The following is a 17052-nucleotide window of genomic DNA, read 5'->3' as shown; positions in this document are numbered from 1 at the left end:
TTCTCTGAATACAGGACATTTATGGATAACCATGAAGAACAACAAAAACGTGGCATTTATCTGTTACCGAATCTATTTACCACAGCCTGTCTATTTGCGGGTTTCTACGCCATTGTTGCTGCAATAAGAGGCGACTTCACCACTGCAGCAGTCGCAATCTTTGTTGCGATGGTTATGGATGGGCTGGATGGTCGCATTGCTCGTTTAACCAATACCCAAAGCGCTTTTGGAGCAGAGTATGACAGCCTTGCTGATATGGTTGCCTTTGGGCTGGCTCCTGCTTTGGTCATGTTCGAGTGGGCTTTGAATGGCTTAGGTAAGTTTGGTTGGATGGTGGCATTTATTTACGCTGCTTGTGGTGCTTTACGACTGGCACGCTTTAATACTCAGGTGGGAATTGCCGATAAACGCTATTTTCAAGGACTGCCAAGTCCTGCCGCCGCAGCCTGTATCGCTGGCTGGGTCTGGGTAGGACATAACAATCAACTGGATCCCTCATTATTATCATTTGTAGGTGTGCCACTGACGTTTGCTACAGCTATCCTTATGGTTAGCACGGTGCGCTACCACAGTTTTAAAGAGCTGGATTTGCGTGGCAAAGTACCCTTTATGGTAATGCTGGGCTTGGTTTTGGTTTTTGCACTTATTGCAACAGATCCGCCAATTGTTCTTTTCACCGCATTTTTACTCTATGCGATTTCCGGACCGGTTTTTACACTGATTCAATTGCGTAAGCATCGTAACGAACGCGCACAATCAAAATAAAACGAACGGAAGGATGGCAAGACGAACCATTTTTCACATCAGTGCGAGAAATGGATGTTTATGAGGGAAATAATCTTGCAATTCTTTCTGCAACCCTCATTTAACCTCATTATAATGACCATAAAAAATGTGCTCAGCGATGAGCAGAATGTTCGGAGCGAACGAAATGAAAGACCAGTTAATAATATTTGATACCACATTGCGTGATGGGGAGCAGAGTCCTGGCGCATCGATGACCAAAGATGAAAAGGTGCGGATTGCCAAATCTCTGGAGCGTATGCGTGTCGATATTATTGAGGCTGGTTTTCCGATTGCCAGTATTGGTGATTTTGAAGCGGTACAAGCTGTTGCTAAAGCGGTGAAGGACAGCCGTATCTGTGGTTTGGCTCGTGCCCTGGACAAAGATATTGATCGGGCCGGTGAAGCGCTTAAACCAGCCAATGCCTCTCGTATCCATACTTTTATTGCCACCTCACCAATCCATATGCAGATGAAATTGCGAATGCAACCGGATGAAGTGATTGAAAATGCTGTGAAGGCTGTGAAACGGGCACACCAATATACTGATGATGTTGAGTTTTCGCCTGAGGATGCGGGGCGTAGTGATTTGGATTTTCTCTGCCGGGTGCTGGAAGCGGTTATTGATGCTGGAGCCAGAACATTAAATATTCCTGATACGGTTGGCTATAACCTGCCGCATCAGTTTGGCGAGTTAATCAAAAACCTGCGTGAACGTATTCCAAACTCGGATAAAGCTATTTTCTCGGTGCATTGTCATAACGATTTGGGTCTGGCGGTAGCTAATTCGCTCTCAGCCGTTATGAATGGTGCCCGACAAGTTGAATGTACCATTAATGGACTGGGCGAAAGAGCCGGCAATGCTTCTTTAGAAGAGGTGGTGATGGCCGTGCGAACACGTCAGGATATGTTTGATTGTGATACCCGCCTGGATACCACACAAATATTGGCTGCTTCACGTCTGGTTTCAGGTGTCACCGGTTTTATAGTGCAACCGAACAAAGCAATTGTCGGTGCCAATGCCTTTGCCCATGAATCTGGTATTCATCAGGATGGTGTACTGAAAAATCGCGAAACGTATGAAATCATGCGTGCTGAAGATGTGGGCTGGAACACAAATCGTATGGTTCTTGGCAAACATTCCGGACGCAACGCCTTTCGTTCACGATTAAAAGAGTTGGGAATTGAACTGGAGTCCGAAGAGGATTTAAACACAGCATTTATGCGCTTTAAAGAATTGGCAGATAAAAAACACGAAGTATTTGATGAAGATATTCAAGCACTTGTCAGTGATACTTTAACGGAAGATAACGAGCGGATTCGCCTGATTTCAATGCGGGTCTGCAGTGAAACAGGAGAGATTCCGGTGGCCAATGTCACCCTTGCGGTTGACGATAGCGAAGTTAAAACTGAGATGAAGGGCAGTGGCCCAGTTGATGCCGCTTTTAAAGCGATTGAATCAATGGTGCAGAGTCATACCGAGCTACAATTATATTCAGTAAGCAATATCACTAGTGGCACTGATTCTCAGGGAGAAGTCAGCGTCCGGCTGGAAAAAGGTGGCCGTATTGTCAGTGGCCAGGGTACTGACACTGATATCGTTATCGCTTCCGCCAAAGCTTACATTAATGCCCTCAATAAAATGTTATTACCCTCTGATCGGGCACATCCGCAAGTCTGATGCGTTTATCTGCTGAACAATATTTTGCACTTGAACAGATGGGTATTCCTGTCTGGGTGCAACGACAAGATGATGTTGTTAAATCTGATTTAACCACTTTGGAAAGTGAAGTTGTTAATCATATTGACTATACAAATTCGTGGCTAGTTGTTACTGAAAAAGCGCTAACCGCCGTGGAAAATCGTCTGCTACGAGCCCTTTTTGGTAGTATTGGTATCAGTCTGGACGATGTGACAGTGATGGATAAGCAGCATTTAAACGTTTTAAAGATGTTTTCGGCTGATAAAACCGTAGCATTGGTATTAGGTTCAGAATTGGTAGCGAAACTGAACGTAAAGCCCCATGAAACATTATCCTGCCAGCAACTCGAAAATAATTTGCAAACGTTGGTTGGTCCAAGTCTGCGAACATTGCTGGAGCAACCACTGCTGAAGTTCGAGATGTGGCAAACCATCCAGCAACTTCGGAACTTAAGAGCTTACCTGAGTGACTGAATTAGCAATTAGTCAAATGCAACCGGCGGATATAGAAAAAGTTTGGCAGATTGAAAAACAGTCAAACCGTTTTCCCTGGTCCAAAGGTAATTTTGAAGACTGTCTGAAAAGCGGTTATCGAACTTTTCTCTACGCAAAAGATAATGAAATAATTGGCTACAGCGTTGTACAATCTGTTCTGGACGAAGTTCATTTACTGAATATTTGCGTCAACCCCGGTCATCAGGGTAAAGGCTTTGGTAGACAGATTCTGAATCATGTCATTGAGACTGCACTTGAACAATCTGCTGCAATTATCGTATTAGAAGTTCGAGCAAGTAACATCAGGGCTCAACAGCTTTATTTATCAACCGGTTTTAATGAAATGTCAGTGCGTCGAGGTTATTATCCTGCTGAACAGGGCAGGGAAGATGGCGTGTTGATGGGACTGGAACTTGGCATGTTCGCGCAGCTTGGTCAAAACTTGCTATAAGACATGCCCTCACTTAGACTAACGGGTTTACGTTGGTTATTTTCAATCAAGGAGATTTTTTATGGCTTTTGAATTGCCACCACTTCCTTATGCAAAAGATGCTTTGGAACCACACATCTCTGCAGAGACTCTTGAATACCATTACGGTAAACATCACCAAACATATGTAAACAACCTGAACAATCTGGTTCCTGGAACCGAATTTGAAGGTCAACCGCTGGAAACCATTATCACTAAATCCAGTGGTGGTGTTTTCAATAATGCTGCACAGGTTTGGAATCACACTTTCTACTGGAACTGCCTGACACCGAATGGCAAAGATGCTGTTTCTGGTGATCTGGCCGCTGCAATTGATGCCAAGTTTGGTTCATTTGCAGAATTCAAAGATCAATTTACCAAGTCGGCTACCACTAATTTCGGTTCAGGCTGGACCTGGCTGGTAAAAAATGCTGATGGCAGCATTGAGATTGTGAATACCAGCAATGCTGGTTGCCCGCTTACAGCAGGCCAGACACCATTATTGACCTGTGATGTTTGGGAACATGCCTACTACATTGATTACCGAAATGCCCGTCCTAAATATCTGGAATCATTCTGGACACTGGTAAATTGGGATTTTGTTGCGGCTAATTTCGCAGCATAAACGTTAAGATTAGTCAGTAGTCTTATGACTGCTGACTAATTCGTTATATAATTTATGGTTTTTGGAATATGGCAGTTTTCTTTTGAAACTGCCATTTTTCGTTTCATTCCAGCAGAAATAACTGCTGAGCAGTCGCCTTGAAAAACAGGCAGGGAGTTTAATACCATGACCGAATCTGTCATGCCTACTTATAGACGTTTAGATATTACATTTGCAAAAGGCGAAGGAGCCTGGCTGACGGATACCCGTGGCGAGCGATATCTTGATGCATTAAGTGGAATTGCGGTTTGTAATCTTGGTCATTGTCACCCTGCCGTAACGCGAGCTATTTCTGAGCAGGCTGCAACACTGGTACACACCTCCAATGTTTATCACATTGAAAAACAACAGTTATTGGCGGATAAGCTGACGCAACTTTCAGGGATGGATCAGGCTTTTTTCTGTAATTCCGGCGCCGAGGCCAATGAGGCAGCGATCAAGATTGCACGCAAGTATGGACATAATAAAGGTATTGATAAGCCAGTTATTATTGTCATGGACGGCAGCTTTCATGGTAGGACTATGGCAACATTGACCGCAACAGGTAACACGAAGGTTCAAGTTGGTTTTGAACCCCTGGTGTCTGGATTTGTGCGGGTTCCATACAATGATATTGATGCTGTGCGTATGGCGGCCAGTCACTGGCCGGAAGCGGTTGCTGTTTTAGTTGAACCCGTTCAGGGTGAGGGAGGTATAAAAATCCCTGACAGTGAATATCTCTCTGCAATCCGGGATTTATGTACACAACGCAAATTACTGATGATGCTTGATGAAGTTCAGACGGGTATCGGGCGGACCGGCAAATGGTTTGCTTTTCAACATAAACCAGGTTTATTGCCAGATGTAATGACGCTGGCGAAAGGTCTGGGCAATGGAATGCCGATTGGCGCATGTCTGGTTGCTGGTTTGGGGAAAGACGTGTTACAAGCTGGAAATCACGCTTCAACCTTTGGCGGCAATCCTTTATCCTGCAGCGCTGCCTTAGCGGTATTAAACACTATTGAAAAAGAGCAGTTACTGGATTATGTCACCAGGCTTGGTGAGAAGATGTACCAGAATTTCAAACAACAACTGGGTAAGACTGAAGGCGTTAAACAGATTCGTCATTTAGGATTCATGTTTGGCATCGAATTGACCACATCATGTACAGAGCTGGTTAAAGCCGCTTTGCAGGAGAATATTCTGATTAATGTGACTTCCGAAAAAGTTATTCGTTTGTTGCCACCACTGATTATTAATTCAGATGAATCTGAACTGATTGTTAACAAGGTTAGTCAATTGGTCAAAACCTTTTTGGCGACACGATCTGTAGAGAGCGTAGCGTGATATGAGGCATTTTCTAACGCTCAAAGATTTATCACCAGCAGAGCTCACCCAACTGATTAATCGAGCTTCTGAACTGAAAAAAATGCATAAGGCAGGTAAAAGTTATCAGCCTTTGAAAAACAAAGTACTGGCGATGATTTTTGAAAAATCCTCCACCCGTACCCGTGTATCGTTTGAATCAGCGATGGTGCAGTTTGGGGGGGGAGCAATTTTTTTGTCTCCGGATGATACTCAGCTGGGTAGAGGCGAGCCGATTGAAGACTCCGCCAGAGTTATTTCCAGCATGGTTGATGCCGTAATGATCAGAACCTTCGAGCATAGCAAAATTGAAATCTTCGCTAAATATTCAGCAGTTCCGGTGATTAATGCATTGACCGATGATTACCATCCCTGCCAATTACTGGCTGATATGCAAACTTATCAGGAACATCGTGGTGATATTCGCGGCAAAACGGTCGTGTGGATTGGTGATGGCAATAATATGTGCCACTCCTATATCAATGCTGCGCAGCAGTTTGGTTTTAATTTAAATATTGCCACCCCTGAAGGCTATGAGCCAAAAACAGAGGTTATCAATGCAGTAGATGCACAGATTCGGCTGTTTAATGACCCTATACAGGCTGCTGAGCATGCTGATTTAGTGGTAACGGATGTCTGGGCCAGCATGGGCCAGGAAGAGGAACAGCGAAAACGTGAAGCCGCATTTGCTTCGTTTCAGGTGGATAAAAAGGTCATGCAACAAGCCGCAACAGATGCATTATTTATGCATTGTCTGCCAGCACATCGCGGTGAAGAAGTGACGGCAGATGTAATTGACGGTCATCAAAGTGTCGTTTGGGATGAAGCTGAAAATCGACTACATGCGCAAAAAGCCTTACTGGAGTTTCTTTGCGCCTGAAATGCCGAGTTGCTTGGCCAACGCGGTTAAGCGCTCGACCGTTCCAATATCAGACCACTGACCCTGATAATGTTGCCCGCTCGCTTTTCGCTGCTTCATAGCCTCAACAAAAAAAGGCTTTAAGGCCAGTTTGGTAACTGGATGCTCTGCAAACATTTCTGGTCGATAAATTGCAATACCACTGAAGGTCAGTTTGGGTTCACCATCAAGTGATAGCAAACCATCGCTATCAAGATAAAAATCCCCAGCAGGATTATGCGCAGGATTATTCACCATAACCAGGTGACATAGTTGCTCTTTAGCTAAATCCATCTTGGCGAGTTCATCAAACGGAAAATCTGTCCAGATATCACCATTTACCACCAGAAAAGGTTCATTGCCTAACAGTGGTAATGCCTGAATTATTCCACCAGCGGTTTCCAGCCCGCCAGCGACTTCTGCAGAATATTCAAAATGGGCATGGTAGCGTTCACCGCTGCCCAATATTGGCTCAAATTGCTCACCAAGATGAGCATGATTAATCACAATATTATCAAACCCAGCAGCGACCAGCTTATCAATCAGATATTCAATCAAGCGTTTTGGACCAGCATGCAGCAAAGGTTTGGGTGTGTGATCGGTGAGTGGTCTAAGCCGTTCACCGCGACCTGCTGCGAGAATCATTACTTTCATTTTATACCCGCAATTTTGGGTTGTTCAATAAGATATTGATAGAATTTCTGTAGCTCTGGATAGCGCTCACAAACTTGATAAACATAAGTTAAAGTCAATGCTAAATCATTCATATAATTAGGTTTATTGTCGCGATAATTCAGGCGGCAGAAGATCCCGAGTATTTTAAGATGGCGTTGTAAGCCCATTAAATCAAACCAGCGAGGAAATTTTTCTGCTTGCTCTAATGTTAACAATCCATACTGTTGTGCCTGCTCAATATAATATCCAACCCACTGCTGTTGTTCAGCCGGAGACCATTGGATATACACATCACGCAACAATGAAACCAAGTCATAACTAATGGCGCCAATTACGGCATCCTGAAAATCAATTATCCCCGGTTTTTGTCCCTGCAGGTACATCAGATTTCGTGAATGAAAATCCCGATGCACAATAACCTGAGGTTGCTCCAAAGCGTTTTGCGTCAAAAATTCGAATGTTGCAGTTAACCATTCGGGTGGATGTAATTCCAAATGGCGCTGCAAAAACCAGTCATCAAACAGTAGCATTTCACGTTGTAATAATGCGGCATCATATTGAGGCAATGGCTGGTTTTCGCAGGGAATCTGCTGCAGGGTTAGCAGACTGTCAATGGCTTTTTTATAAAGCTCATCAGCGGTTTCAATGGATAGCTGTGAAAGGTAAGGGGTATTACCCAGATCGCTCAGTATTAGAAACCCCTGCTGTAGATCCTGTTGATAGATATGCGGAACATTCAACCCGAATTGCTCTAATACGGTTGCGACCTTGATAAATGACTGGTTATCTTCATGCTCGGGTGGTGAATCCATAACGATAAAACTGTCATCCATTTGCTGTAATCGAAAATAACGTCGAAAGCTGGCATCACTGGAGGCAGGTGTTAACGAATGGTTTTTATCGGTCACAAAGCCTTGCAACCATTGTTGCAACTGTTGAAAGCGTATATCTTGTTTATTGTTCATCTGGGATGTGGTTATAAGTTTGAGAAATCAGGCTCACAAGTGGTCACTGAATTTAAAGTGATGGCAGATTGTAGCGTACTCGCATTGAATGGGATAATTTGCCCAAGAAGCGCAGTCTCAGCATGGCAACAAAAAAACTATAAATATCTGGAGAGGATGTAATGATTAAGCACTATTTGGTAGCGGGCTCACTGGCATTATTCAGTACTTTGGCAACGGCAGAACAGTCAATGCTGACACCTTGGGATATGCCCCAGAATGCGATTCATCAAATGACAAATAATATTACTGCTTATAACAAATGCATGATGGAATCGCGCTTAAATGCAAATAAAACCAGTAAGGCTGCAACACAAAATGCTGATGATATTCTCCACTCGTGCGACCCTAAACTTGATGAACTAAAAGAATTGTTAACCGCTAATGATGTTAATCCGGGGCTTGTCGAGGGCATGGCCAGATCTTTACGTTCAAAAGCTGCACGGAAATTGATGGGGCAGGCAATGAACAATATGGCGGCACAGGCTGCTGCATTGGAAAACGTTGAAAAAAGTAATCAATAACTGGCTCTAAGTGGACTGCTGACCAACACATCAATATTTTCGTTGGCCAGCAGCTCTATCAATCGAATCAAAGGCAAACCAACCAAACTATTAGGATCCCGGCCGCGTAATTCCTTAAACAGACTGATTCCAAATCCTTCCGATTTAAAACTTCCAGCGCATTGATAGGGCTGTTCAGTTGTTAGATAAAACTCAATCTGCTCAGCTGAAAGTGTTCTGAAAACCACTTCAAAATAGTCGACGTCGGATTGCATATTACCTGTGGCAGCATTAAACAAAGCCAGTCCGGTCATAAACGTAACGGTATTACCTGAGGCTGCAGAAAGCTGTTCAATCGCTTTGAGATGATTTCCTGGTTTACCCATTACTTGACCATTCAATACGGCGACTTGATCAGAGCCAATAATAAGGCTGTCTGGATACTGTTCAGCAATTTTACGGGCTTTGCTTTCTGCCAGTCGTCTTACCAGCTGGTCTGGCGTTTCATTGGGTTTTGGGCTTTCATCAATATCCGGTGAAGCCGTCAGAAAGTTCAAATGTAATTTAGCAAGCAGTTCAGCACGAAAAGGGGAGCTGGAACCTAAAATTAATGTTTGCATGCGCTGTGGTTAACCTAGGTAATAACAGTTGGAGCATTGCGACCAGTAAGCGATTTGATTTTGGCAAGACTATCAGCAATCTCAATCAAATCTTTCAGTCGTGTTTGGGTGTCCTCGAACAAATTATCTGGATTATCCTCAATAGCTTCGATATACACCCTTAGCGTTGCCCCTTGGGTGCCGGTGCCGGAGAGTCTGAAAATAATACGGCAACCATCAGTAAAGCCAATGCGAATACCCTGGTTTTCAGCAATGCTTTTGTCGACTGGATCGTGATAACTGAAATTATCCGCATAATCGACGATATGACCATTCAGCGACTGACCCGCTAAGTCAGGTATTTGCTGTTGTAAACCTTCCATCAACTGATTGGCTATCTCGATTGGAATTTCTTCATAATCATGGCGCGTGTAATAATTTCGACCATACTTCTGCCAATGCTGACGCACAATTTCACTGACGGATTGCTGTCTGATTGCCAGAATATTCAGCCAGAATAAAACTGCCCATAAACCATCCTTTTCACGGATATGATTAGAGCCGGTGCCAAAGCTTTCTTCGCCGCAAATAGTTACCATATCAGCATCAAGAAGGTTACCAAAAAACTTCCAGCCCGTCGGTGTTTCATGCATGGGGATATTTAAAGCCTGAGCGACACGATCAGCGGCCTGACTGGTGGGCATGGAACGGGCGATGCCTTTAAGTCCTTTTTGATAAGCCGGAATTAATTCTGCATTCGCTGCCAGAATAGCCAGACTGTCGGAAGGGGTGACAAATATACCGTGACCCAGAATCATATTGCGATCGCCATCGCCATCTGAAGCCGCACCAAAATCCGGGCCAATATCTGCAAACAGTTCCTCCACCAATTCTGCGGCGTAGGTTAGATTGGGGTCGGGATGTCCGCCGGCAAAATCGGCTTGTGGAACACCATTAATGACCGTACCAGCTTCTGCACCCAGACGTTTTTCAAGGATTTCTTTTGCATAAGGGCCCGTAATGGCATGCATGGCATCAAAACGCATTTGGAAACGACCATTGCATAGCAGGGCTCTGATCGCCGGGAAATCAAAAATATCAGACATCAATTCAGCATAATCAGCAACCGGATCAATAATATCGATCTGCATATCCTGTAAAAATTGTGTACCTATTTCTGTCAACGAAATATCTGCACATTCCAATATCTGGTAGGAAGAAATATGTTGGCTGTTTTGATAGATAGCTTCAGTAATACTCTCGGGAGCCGGTCCACCATTACGGATATTGAACTTGATACCAAAATCACCCTCCTGACCAGCAGGGTTGTGGCTGGCAGAGAGTATCACGCCACCAAATGCCTGGTATTTGCGAATGACACAGGATGCCGCTGGCGTTGACAGCAGACCATGCTGGCCGATAATCAGTCGTTTAAAACCATTGACTGCTGCCATTTTGACAATCGTCTGGATGGCTGTTTGGTTATAAAATCGTCCATCACCGCCAATAACCAATGTTTGTTCCTGAGTGTCGCCAACAGAGTCAAACATGGCCTGTACAAAGTTTTCCAGATAATGTTTTTGCTGAAAAACCCGAACTCGCTTACGCAGTCCGGAGGTGCCAGGACGTTGATCATTAAACGGCTGACTAGTGATGGTGGTCGACATGATTTTTCCCGAAAAGTGAGGATATTAATGGTTAACTAATACAATACAATTTTGCTTTCCACTGTGGTGATGTCTCACTATACTGAGAACATGTTACGGCCTCAACACTTCAGTAATGCGGTATTAATGCGAATTGCAAGTTATGCATCGGTTATTATTGCATTAGTACTTATTTTTGCTAAATTAACTGCTTGGTATCATTCTGATTCCATCAGTATTCTGGCTAGCCTTATCGATTCAAGTCTGGACTTGCTCGCCTCGTTGGTGAATTTACTTGCCATACGCCATGCACTGCAACCAGCCGATAAAGAGCATCGTTTTGGTCATGGCAAAGCTGAACCTCTGGCTGCATTAGGGCAATCAATGTTTATTGCTGGTTCAGCTATTATGCTGTTGTTTCAGGCAAGCGATCGACTGATAAATCCTCAACCATTAAGTAGTGGTATTGAATTGGGAATAGCCGTAATGCTGTTTTCAATGTTCGCAACTATTGGACTGTTAGTTTTGCAACGCTATGTAATCATAAAAACCAACTCGGCTGCTATCCGTGCCGATTCACTGCATTATCGGTCAGATCTGTTAATCAATTTCAGTGTCATCATTGCATTGTTTTTAACTCACATCGGTTTAATTTGGCTTGATCCAATAATGGCTATTTTCATAGCGCTTTATGTTTTACTAAGTGCCTGGAAGATTTTAAGAGATGCTATTGATTTACTGATGGATCATGAAATTACTGAAAGTGAAAGACAGCTGATAATTCAGACAGCTTTAAAGCATTCCCAAGTGAAAGGGATTCATGATTTGCGCACCAGACGTTCTGGCACAACAATTTTCATACAATTGCATCTGGAGTTGGATCCTGAATTGAGTTTACAACAGGCACATGATGTTTCTGCTAAAACGAGTCAGAATATACAAGGGTTATTTGAAGAAGCAGAAGTGATTATTCATCAGGATCCTTCAAATGACCAGTCAATTCAACAAGGCCATGCCTGATCGCCGTATACTATAAATTTTCGGGAGTACTATTCGTTTGCTTGAAGAATTTTCTGTGGAGTTGACTGCAGGGGGAGGCGTATTTGCCGTATTGGTAATCTGGTTAGTCTTTCGATTGTTTTTTCGAAAAAGTTCTGCACAGGCTCAAATTGAGCAAGTGCTAACACCCTACAAACTGGATGAACTTAAAAATATCATTCTCCCTGACGGATTAGGCGGTTTACTAGAAATTGAAAGCGTTTTTTTGTTGGAGCAGGGAGTTTTGATTTTACGGGAATACCCCATCAGCGGTCATTTATATGGGGCAGATAAAATTGAACAGTGGACACAGATTGTTGACGGACGCAGCTACAAATTTACCAATCCGCTGCACCATCTTGAACATTCACGGCAGACAATTCGATCGCTGATTCCAAAAATGCCGGTATTCTGTCATGTGGTTTTTACTGCAGAGAGTAATTTTCCCAAAGGTAAGCCTGCATCCGTTTCAGTATTGACGAGTTTTGAACAGGATATGCAGAGGCTGTTTAATAGCCCGAAATTGCCAGCAGAGAGCCGAGAAAAAATGTGGAACGTGATTAAACAAAATATCTGTAACGACGTTCAATCATTGATCAGGGAGTAATAAACGTGGACACGGCGACAAAACCATTGGTAGTGGCTATTTCATCACGTGCTTTGTTTGATTTGGATGAAAGCCATCGTATCTACGAAGAGCAGGGCACAGAGGCCTATTGCCGCTTTCAGATAGAAAATGAAGATGTGCCTCTGGAACCAGGCGGTGCATTTAATCTGGTCAAAAAGTTACTTGCCTTAAACGACAATAACCCCAAAACACCGCGGGTTGAAATTATATTATTGTCACGTAACAGTGCGGATACCGGATTACGGGTTTTCAATTCAATTCAACATCATAATTTAGGCATCATCCGCGCCGTGTTTACCTCCGGCAGCAGTCCTTATCGGTACGTTGCGCCATTTAGCGCCAACCTGTTTTTGTCTACCAGCCCGGAAGATGTTCGTATGGCCCTTGAGGCAGGTATTGCCGCTGCGACTATCCTGCCATCAAATCTGGGACATAACTCTGAATCAGAACAATTACGCATCGCCTTTGATGGGGACGCAGTCATCTTTTCGGATGAATCTGAAAGAATATTTAAAGAACGCGGTCTTGAAGCCTTCACCGAAAATGAGCAGCAAACAGCCAGACAGGCGCTATCGGGTGGTCCCTTTAAAGACTTTTTAATGGCCCTGAATAAAATTCAAACTGAATATCCAGAAAACAGTTCACCGATTCGGACTGCCTTGGTCACTGCACGTTCTGCTCCGGCTCATGAACGGGTTATCCGCACCCTAAGGGAGTGGGGTATTCGTATTGATGAGGCTATTTTTCTGGGGGGAATGGAAAAAGGCCCTTTCCTTAAATCGTTTGGTGCTGATATCTTTTTTGATGATCAGGAACGACATTGCATATCTGCAAGAGATCACGTAGCAACAGGCCATGTTCCGCATGGCATTGCCAATCAGCTTATATTGAAAGATAATAACGAATGACGCCAATTCCTGTTGCCGCACAACGGTTTATCCATCAACTGACCAATAAACACATGCCGGTATTTCCAAATACCATGTTGGAGATTAACCAGATCCTCGAGCAGGAAGATAGCGCGGCGGTTGATGTTGCTCAGGTCATTCTTCGTGATGCAGCATTAACCAGTCGTCTGCTAAAAATGGCCAACAGTGTTTATTACAATCCGCAGGGCCACCATATCAATACCGTATCGCGGGCATTGATGTTGTTGGGGTTTGAACAAGTCAAAGTGCTCGCGCTGACACTGGTTTTGATTGACTCTCTAAAGGCCACCAAACGTCACGACAAAGTACTTAAAGAAATGGCTGTTTCACTACATGCCGCTGTTCAGGCACAAAATATGGCAATCCTCTGTCATTCCGAAACACCTGAGGATATCTTTATCGCTGCATTGTTATCACGTTTGGGACATTTAACTTTTTGGGCGTTTGCTGATGAAAAAACCGTAACCGCTTTTGAAAACCAGGATTGCAGTGTTACTGCCGAGAGTGACGTGTTGGGCTTTACGCTTCAGCAACTTACTCAGGGCCTGGCGGAAGCCTGGTCGTTAAATGACTTATTAATCGATAGTTTTCGGCCGAATGTGAAATCTGAACCCGTTCTAATCATTAGATATGCTGGTCAGCTGGCGATTGAAACCAGTAAAGGCTGGAAAGCCGATAAACTAACCCCATGGTTTGAGAAAGTTGTGTTGTTGACACACCAAAAACTGGAAACCTTAAAACCCTCTGTATATGACAGTGCATTGTCGGCACAAAAGTTACTTAATCTTACAGGTAGTGAACATGTGAGAGGTTTGATTTCGCTACCTCCAGAAATAAAAGCTGAAGGGGAACAGCAAGATTTTTCCAGCGATTTAGAAGCATCAGCAGATTATCCAGCACCGGATCAATCCATACAGTTACGCATTCTGCAAGACATTTCCCAAGCCATCCAGGAACATTGTGGTATCAATCTGATATTGGAAATGGTGATGGAGGGCATATATCGCGGCGCAGGAATGGATAGAGTGATTTTTGCCGTATTATCCGCAGATAAAAAGCAACTGAATTGCCGTTATGTGCTTGGTAATCAAAATGAGCAGTTTTGCGAGTTGTTTCAGATATCAATGGAGAGCAATGCTCAAACCCTTTTTAAAGACTTACTTTCAGCTGAAGATGCCGTATTGATTGACGACTCACAACCTTCGCTGTTAAAAAAATTGCACAAGGAAAGTAATCAACTAATGGCAGACAAACCGATGCTGGCTATGCCGTTAAAAAAGTCCAACAAACCGGTGGGCTTATTTCTGGCTGACAGACATGCTTCTGACCGGCGATTAAATCGACAGGATCTGATTGCTTTTCGTCAATTTTGCCAGCAGGCATCCCTGGCATTCACCTTTTTGACAATACAAGGCTAGTTTTGGTTAGTTTATCTGGCTATAATGGCCGACTTGATTTGATATGAATGCATATTAATAACGATTTGCGAGAGTGGCGGAATTGGTAGACGCGCTGGATTTAGGTTCCAGTAGGGTAACCTGTGAGAGTTCGAGTCTCTCCTCTCGTACCATTTACAATTGTCGGCGCAAAGACGCCAGCAATGCGCTTAATCCCCGTGTTTGAGGTTTAAAGAATGCAAGTAACTGTAGAAAATGTCAGCGAACTCGGTCGTAAAATGACCATCACTGTAGAAGATGCGAATATTGAACAGGCTGTTGAAAAACGCTTGGTATCTATCCGTCCAACAGTTCGGATGGCCGGCTTCCGTCCTGGTAAAGTTCCGATGAAAATGCTGGTTAAAACGCATGGACCCTCAGCACGTCGTGATGTTATTGATCAGATTGTTCAAGACAGTATGCGCGAAGCATTTACCCAGGAGAACGTCAATCCTGTAAGCCCTCCAAATATCGATAGCATGAAAGAGGAAGATTCGGCACTAATCTATACATTAAATTATGAAGTTTTTCCTGAGCTTGGCACGGTAAAACTAGACGACATTAAATTAGAACAAACAGTTGCTGAAGTAACGGATGAAGATGTTGACAAAATGCTTGAAACCTTGCGTGAACAGCGAATGACTTGGGAGCCCCTTAAGCGCGCAGCGAAAGAAGAAGACGGTGTCACCATCGATTTTGTCGGCAGCATTGATGGTGAAGAATTCCAGGGTGGTAAAGGCCAGGACGTTCTGGTTGTGATTGGTAACGGCAGTATGCTGCCAGAATTTGAACAACAACTGGTTGGCGTCAAACAAAATCAAGAATTGACTATCTCGATGACGTTTCCTGAAGATTATCGTGCAGAGCACCTGCGTGGCAAAAAAGCCGATTTTGCAGTGACAGTTAAACAAGTGGCAAAAAAGAAATTGCCAAAACTAGATAAAGAATTTGCTGAGATGTGTGGTGTAGAGGGAGGGCTGGCTGCTTTGAAAAAAGAAGTTCGTTCCAATATGGAACGTGAACTTGAAGCTGCTTTGAAAAGTGTGAACAAGCGCAAAGCAATGGATAGTGTTGCTGCGAATAATGATATTACTTTACCTGATGCTCCGGTTCAACGTGAAGCGAATTATCTGATGGAGCAGGCTAAGAATAATCTGCGAAGTCAGGGCGTTAACGTTGAGGGCCTGCCCTTTGAGCTGAGTAACTTCAAAGAAAATGCCGAAAAACGTGTCAAACTGAGCTTACTTATCGGTAAAATAATTTCCGATAACAACATTCAACCAGAAGAGAAACGAGTTCGTGAAGCAATCGAAGCTATTGCAGCCAGCTACGAAGACCCAGAAGATGTAATGAACTATTACATGACAAATCAGGATAAATTATCTGAAATCCAAATGATGGTAGTTGAAGACACGGTAGTTGAATGGATCTACGATAATGTTAAAGTTGAAGAAAAAGCATCTTCATTTTCTGAAGTGATGAATGCTGTAGCCTAAAGGCACTAGCAAGTTTTTTTACAAAGACAGCCCGTGCTCAAACTTTTGGGCACGGGCTATTTTTATTAAGCGTTAAAACAGGACCGCTATGAGCAATATTTTTTCTGAGCAACTCAATCCAGTTCAAAATGCATTGGTTCCAATCGTAGTTGAACAGACTGCGCGTGGTGAACGTTCTTACGATATCTATTCCCGTCTGCTGAAAGAACGTATTATTTTTTTAGTCGGTCAGGTTGAAGACCATATGGCAAATCTGATTGTCGCCCAGATGCTGTTCCTGGAATCTGAAAACCCGGACAAAGATATTCATCTTTATATTAATTCACCGGGTGGTGCAGTGACCGCAGGTCTGGCAATCTATGACACAATGCAGTTTATTAAACCTCAAGTCAGCACTTTGTGTATTGGTCAGGCTGCCAGCATGGGCGCATTATTGCTTACTGCAGGTGCTAAAGACAAACGTTTTGCCTTGCCAAATTCACGGATTATGGTGCACCAGCCGTTAGGCGGATTTCAGGGGCAGGCATCGGATATCGATATCCATGCAAAAGAAATTTTAAGTATTCGTGATCGGCTGAATGGAATTATGGCCCATCACACTGGTCAAGATATTAATAAAATTGAACGTGATACCGATCGTGATAATTTCATGAATGGTGAACAGGCAGCAGAATATGGTTTAATTGATTCTGTAATGAAAAGCCGACCTGAAGAAAAGTCTTAAGCAATCCCAAACGTTAGGAA

At 43.5% G+C, this 17052-nt stretch carries 18 protein-coding genes and 1 tRNA gene; 15 read left to right on the top strand and 4 right to left on the bottom strand.

From position 1 onward, the window contains the following. The first annotated feature begins 21 nt into the window (after nucleotides 1–21). The 7 genes from pssA (at nucleotide 22) to argF (ending at nucleotide 6336) form a co-directional block, all read left to right on the top strand. Nucleotides 22–765: a CDP-diacylglycerol--serine O-phosphatidyltransferase gene (gene pssA, locus Q7A_RS09960; protein ID WP_014707229.1), complete on the top strand. Its 744-nt coding sequence runs from the start codon at nucleotides 22–24 to the stop codon at nucleotides 763–765. Nucleotides 766–931: 166 nt separating this feature from the next. Continuing rightward, nucleotides 932–2464 carry a 2-isopropylmalate synthase gene (locus Q7A_RS09955; protein WP_014707227.1) on the top strand — a complete coding sequence of 511 codons (1533 nt, stop codon included), beginning with the start codon at nucleotides 932–934 and terminating at the stop codon, nucleotides 2462–2464. Next, nucleotides 2464–2958: a DNA polymerase III subunit psi gene (locus Q7A_RS09950; RefSeq protein ID WP_014707226.1), complete on the top strand. Its 495-nt coding sequence runs from the start codon at nucleotides 2464–2466 to the stop codon at nucleotides 2956–2958. The genes Q7A_RS09955 and Q7A_RS09950 overlap by 1 nt, the downstream gene beginning before the upstream one ends. Beyond that, nucleotides 2951–3430, top strand: coding sequence for a ribosomal protein S18-alanine N-acetyltransferase (gene rimI / locus Q7A_RS09945; RefSeq protein WP_238595901.1), 480 nt, complete (start codon nucleotides 2951–2953; stop codon nucleotides 3428–3430). The genes Q7A_RS09950 and rimI overlap by 8 nt, the downstream gene beginning before the upstream one ends. 61 nt (nucleotides 3431–3491) lie before the next feature. Continuing rightward, nucleotides 3492–4073 carry a superoxide dismutase [Fe] gene (gene sodB, locus Q7A_RS09940; protein WP_014707224.1) on the top strand — a complete coding sequence of 194 codons (582 nt, stop codon included), beginning with the start codon at nucleotides 3492–3494 and terminating at the stop codon, nucleotides 4071–4073. A gap of 165 nt (nucleotides 4074–4238) precedes the next feature. Further along, a complete protein-coding gene (locus tag Q7A_RS09935) occupies nucleotides 4239–5438 on the top strand; it encodes an aspartate aminotransferase family protein (protein ID WP_014707222.1) in 1200 nt (399 codons plus the stop codon). Between the two features lies 1 nt (nucleotide 5439). Then, on the top strand, nucleotides 5440–6336 hold the full coding sequence (gene argF / locus Q7A_RS09930; protein ID WP_014707221.1) for an ornithine carbamoyltransferase: 897 nt from the start codon (nucleotides 5440–5442) through the stop codon (nucleotides 6334–6336). Here the strand turns inward: argF and murU are convergent. Then, the gene (murU, locus tag Q7A_RS09925) at nucleotides 6313–7008 is read right to left on the bottom strand and encodes an N-acetylmuramate alpha-1-phosphate uridylyltransferase MurU (RefSeq protein WP_014707220.1); all 696 of its coding nucleotides are present in this window, start codon (nucleotides 7006–7008) and stop codon (nucleotides 6313–6315) included. The two genes, argF and murU, sit on opposite strands and share 24 nt — an antisense overlap. Next, a complete protein-coding gene (locus Q7A_RS09920; RefSeq protein WP_014707219.1) occupies nucleotides 7005–7994 on the bottom strand; it encodes an aminoglycoside phosphotransferase family protein in 990 nt (329 codons plus the stop codon). Before Q7A_RS09920 ends, murU begins: the two co-directional genes overlap by 4 nt. A gap of 161 nt (nucleotides 7995–8155) precedes the next feature. On the opposite strand from Q7A_RS09920, the gene Q7A_RS09915 reads away from it, so the two are divergent. Continuing rightward, complete coding sequence (locus tag Q7A_RS09915; RefSeq protein ID WP_014707218.1) at nucleotides 8156–8557, top strand: hypothetical protein; 402 nt, start codon at nucleotides 8156–8158, stop codon at nucleotides 8555–8557. Here Q7A_RS09915 and Q7A_RS09910 read toward each other — a convergent pair. Together Q7A_RS09910 and Q7A_RS09905 are read right to left on the bottom strand one after the other, a co-directional pair. Continuing rightward, nucleotides 8551–9156, bottom strand: a complete 606-nt coding sequence (locus Q7A_RS09910) for a Maf family protein (protein WP_014707217.1) — start codon at nucleotides 9154–9156, stop codon at nucleotides 8551–8553. The genes Q7A_RS09915 and Q7A_RS09910 overlap by 7 nt on opposite strands. Nucleotides 9157–9170: 14 nt before the next feature. After that, nucleotides 9171–10805 (bottom strand): alpha-D-glucose phosphate-specific phosphoglucomutase, encoded by a 1635-nt coding sequence (locus tag Q7A_RS09905; RefSeq protein WP_089418530.1) that lies wholly within the window; start codon nucleotides 10803–10805, stop codon nucleotides 9171–9173. An 87-nt stretch (nucleotides 10806–10892) separates the two neighbouring features. On the opposite strand from Q7A_RS09905, the gene Q7A_RS09900 reads away from it, so the two are divergent. The 7 genes from Q7A_RS09900 to clpP all read left to right on the top strand — a co-directional run bounded on the left by Q7A_RS09900 (nucleotide 10893) and on the right by clpP (nucleotide 17032). Beyond that, the gene (locus tag Q7A_RS09900; protein WP_014707215.1) at nucleotides 10893–11801 is read left to right on the top strand and encodes a cation diffusion facilitator family transporter; all 909 of its coding nucleotides are present in this window, start codon (nucleotides 10893–10895) and stop codon (nucleotides 11799–11801) included. Between the two features lie 55 nt (nucleotides 11802–11856). Next, on the top strand, nucleotides 11857–12426 hold the full coding sequence (locus Q7A_RS09895) for a nuclease-related domain-containing protein (RefSeq protein ID WP_169697770.1): 570 nt from the start codon (nucleotides 11857–11859) through the stop codon (nucleotides 12424–12426). A 5-nt stretch (nucleotides 12427–12431) separates the two neighbouring features. Beyond that, on the top strand, nucleotides 12432–13355 hold the full coding sequence (locus Q7A_RS09890; protein WP_014707213.1) for a 5'-nucleotidase: 924 nt from the start codon (nucleotides 12432–12434) through the stop codon (nucleotides 13353–13355). Further along, nucleotides 13352–14794, top strand: a complete 1443-nt coding sequence (locus tag Q7A_RS09885) for an HDOD domain-containing protein (protein WP_014707212.1) — start codon at nucleotides 13352–13354, stop codon at nucleotides 14792–14794. Before Q7A_RS09890 ends, Q7A_RS09885 begins: the two co-directional genes overlap by 4 nt. Nucleotides 14795–14861: 67 nt before the next feature. After that, nucleotides 14862–14946 (top strand) — tRNA-Leu (locus tag Q7A_RS09880). A gap of 63 nt (nucleotides 14947–15009) precedes the next feature. Further along, entirely contained in the window at nucleotides 15010–16308 is a 1299-nt protein-coding gene (gene tig / locus Q7A_RS09875; RefSeq protein ID WP_014707211.1) for a trigger factor, read from the top strand. Between the two features lie 88 nt (nucleotides 16309–16396). After that, a complete protein-coding gene (clpP, locus tag Q7A_RS09870; RefSeq protein ID WP_014707210.1) occupies nucleotides 16397–17032 on the top strand; it encodes an ATP-dependent Clp endopeptidase proteolytic subunit ClpP in 636 nt (211 codons plus the stop codon). The last annotated feature ends 20 nt before the right edge of the window (nucleotides 17033–17052 follow it).

Origin of the sequence: Methylophaga nitratireducenticrescens (assembly GCF_000260985.4) — a bacterium.
Taxonomy (GTDB): Bacteria; Pseudomonadota; Gammaproteobacteria; order Nitrosococcales; family Methylophagaceae; genus Methylophaga; species Methylophaga nitratireducenticrescens.
This window is presented reverse-complemented; position numbering and strand designations above follow the sequence as displayed.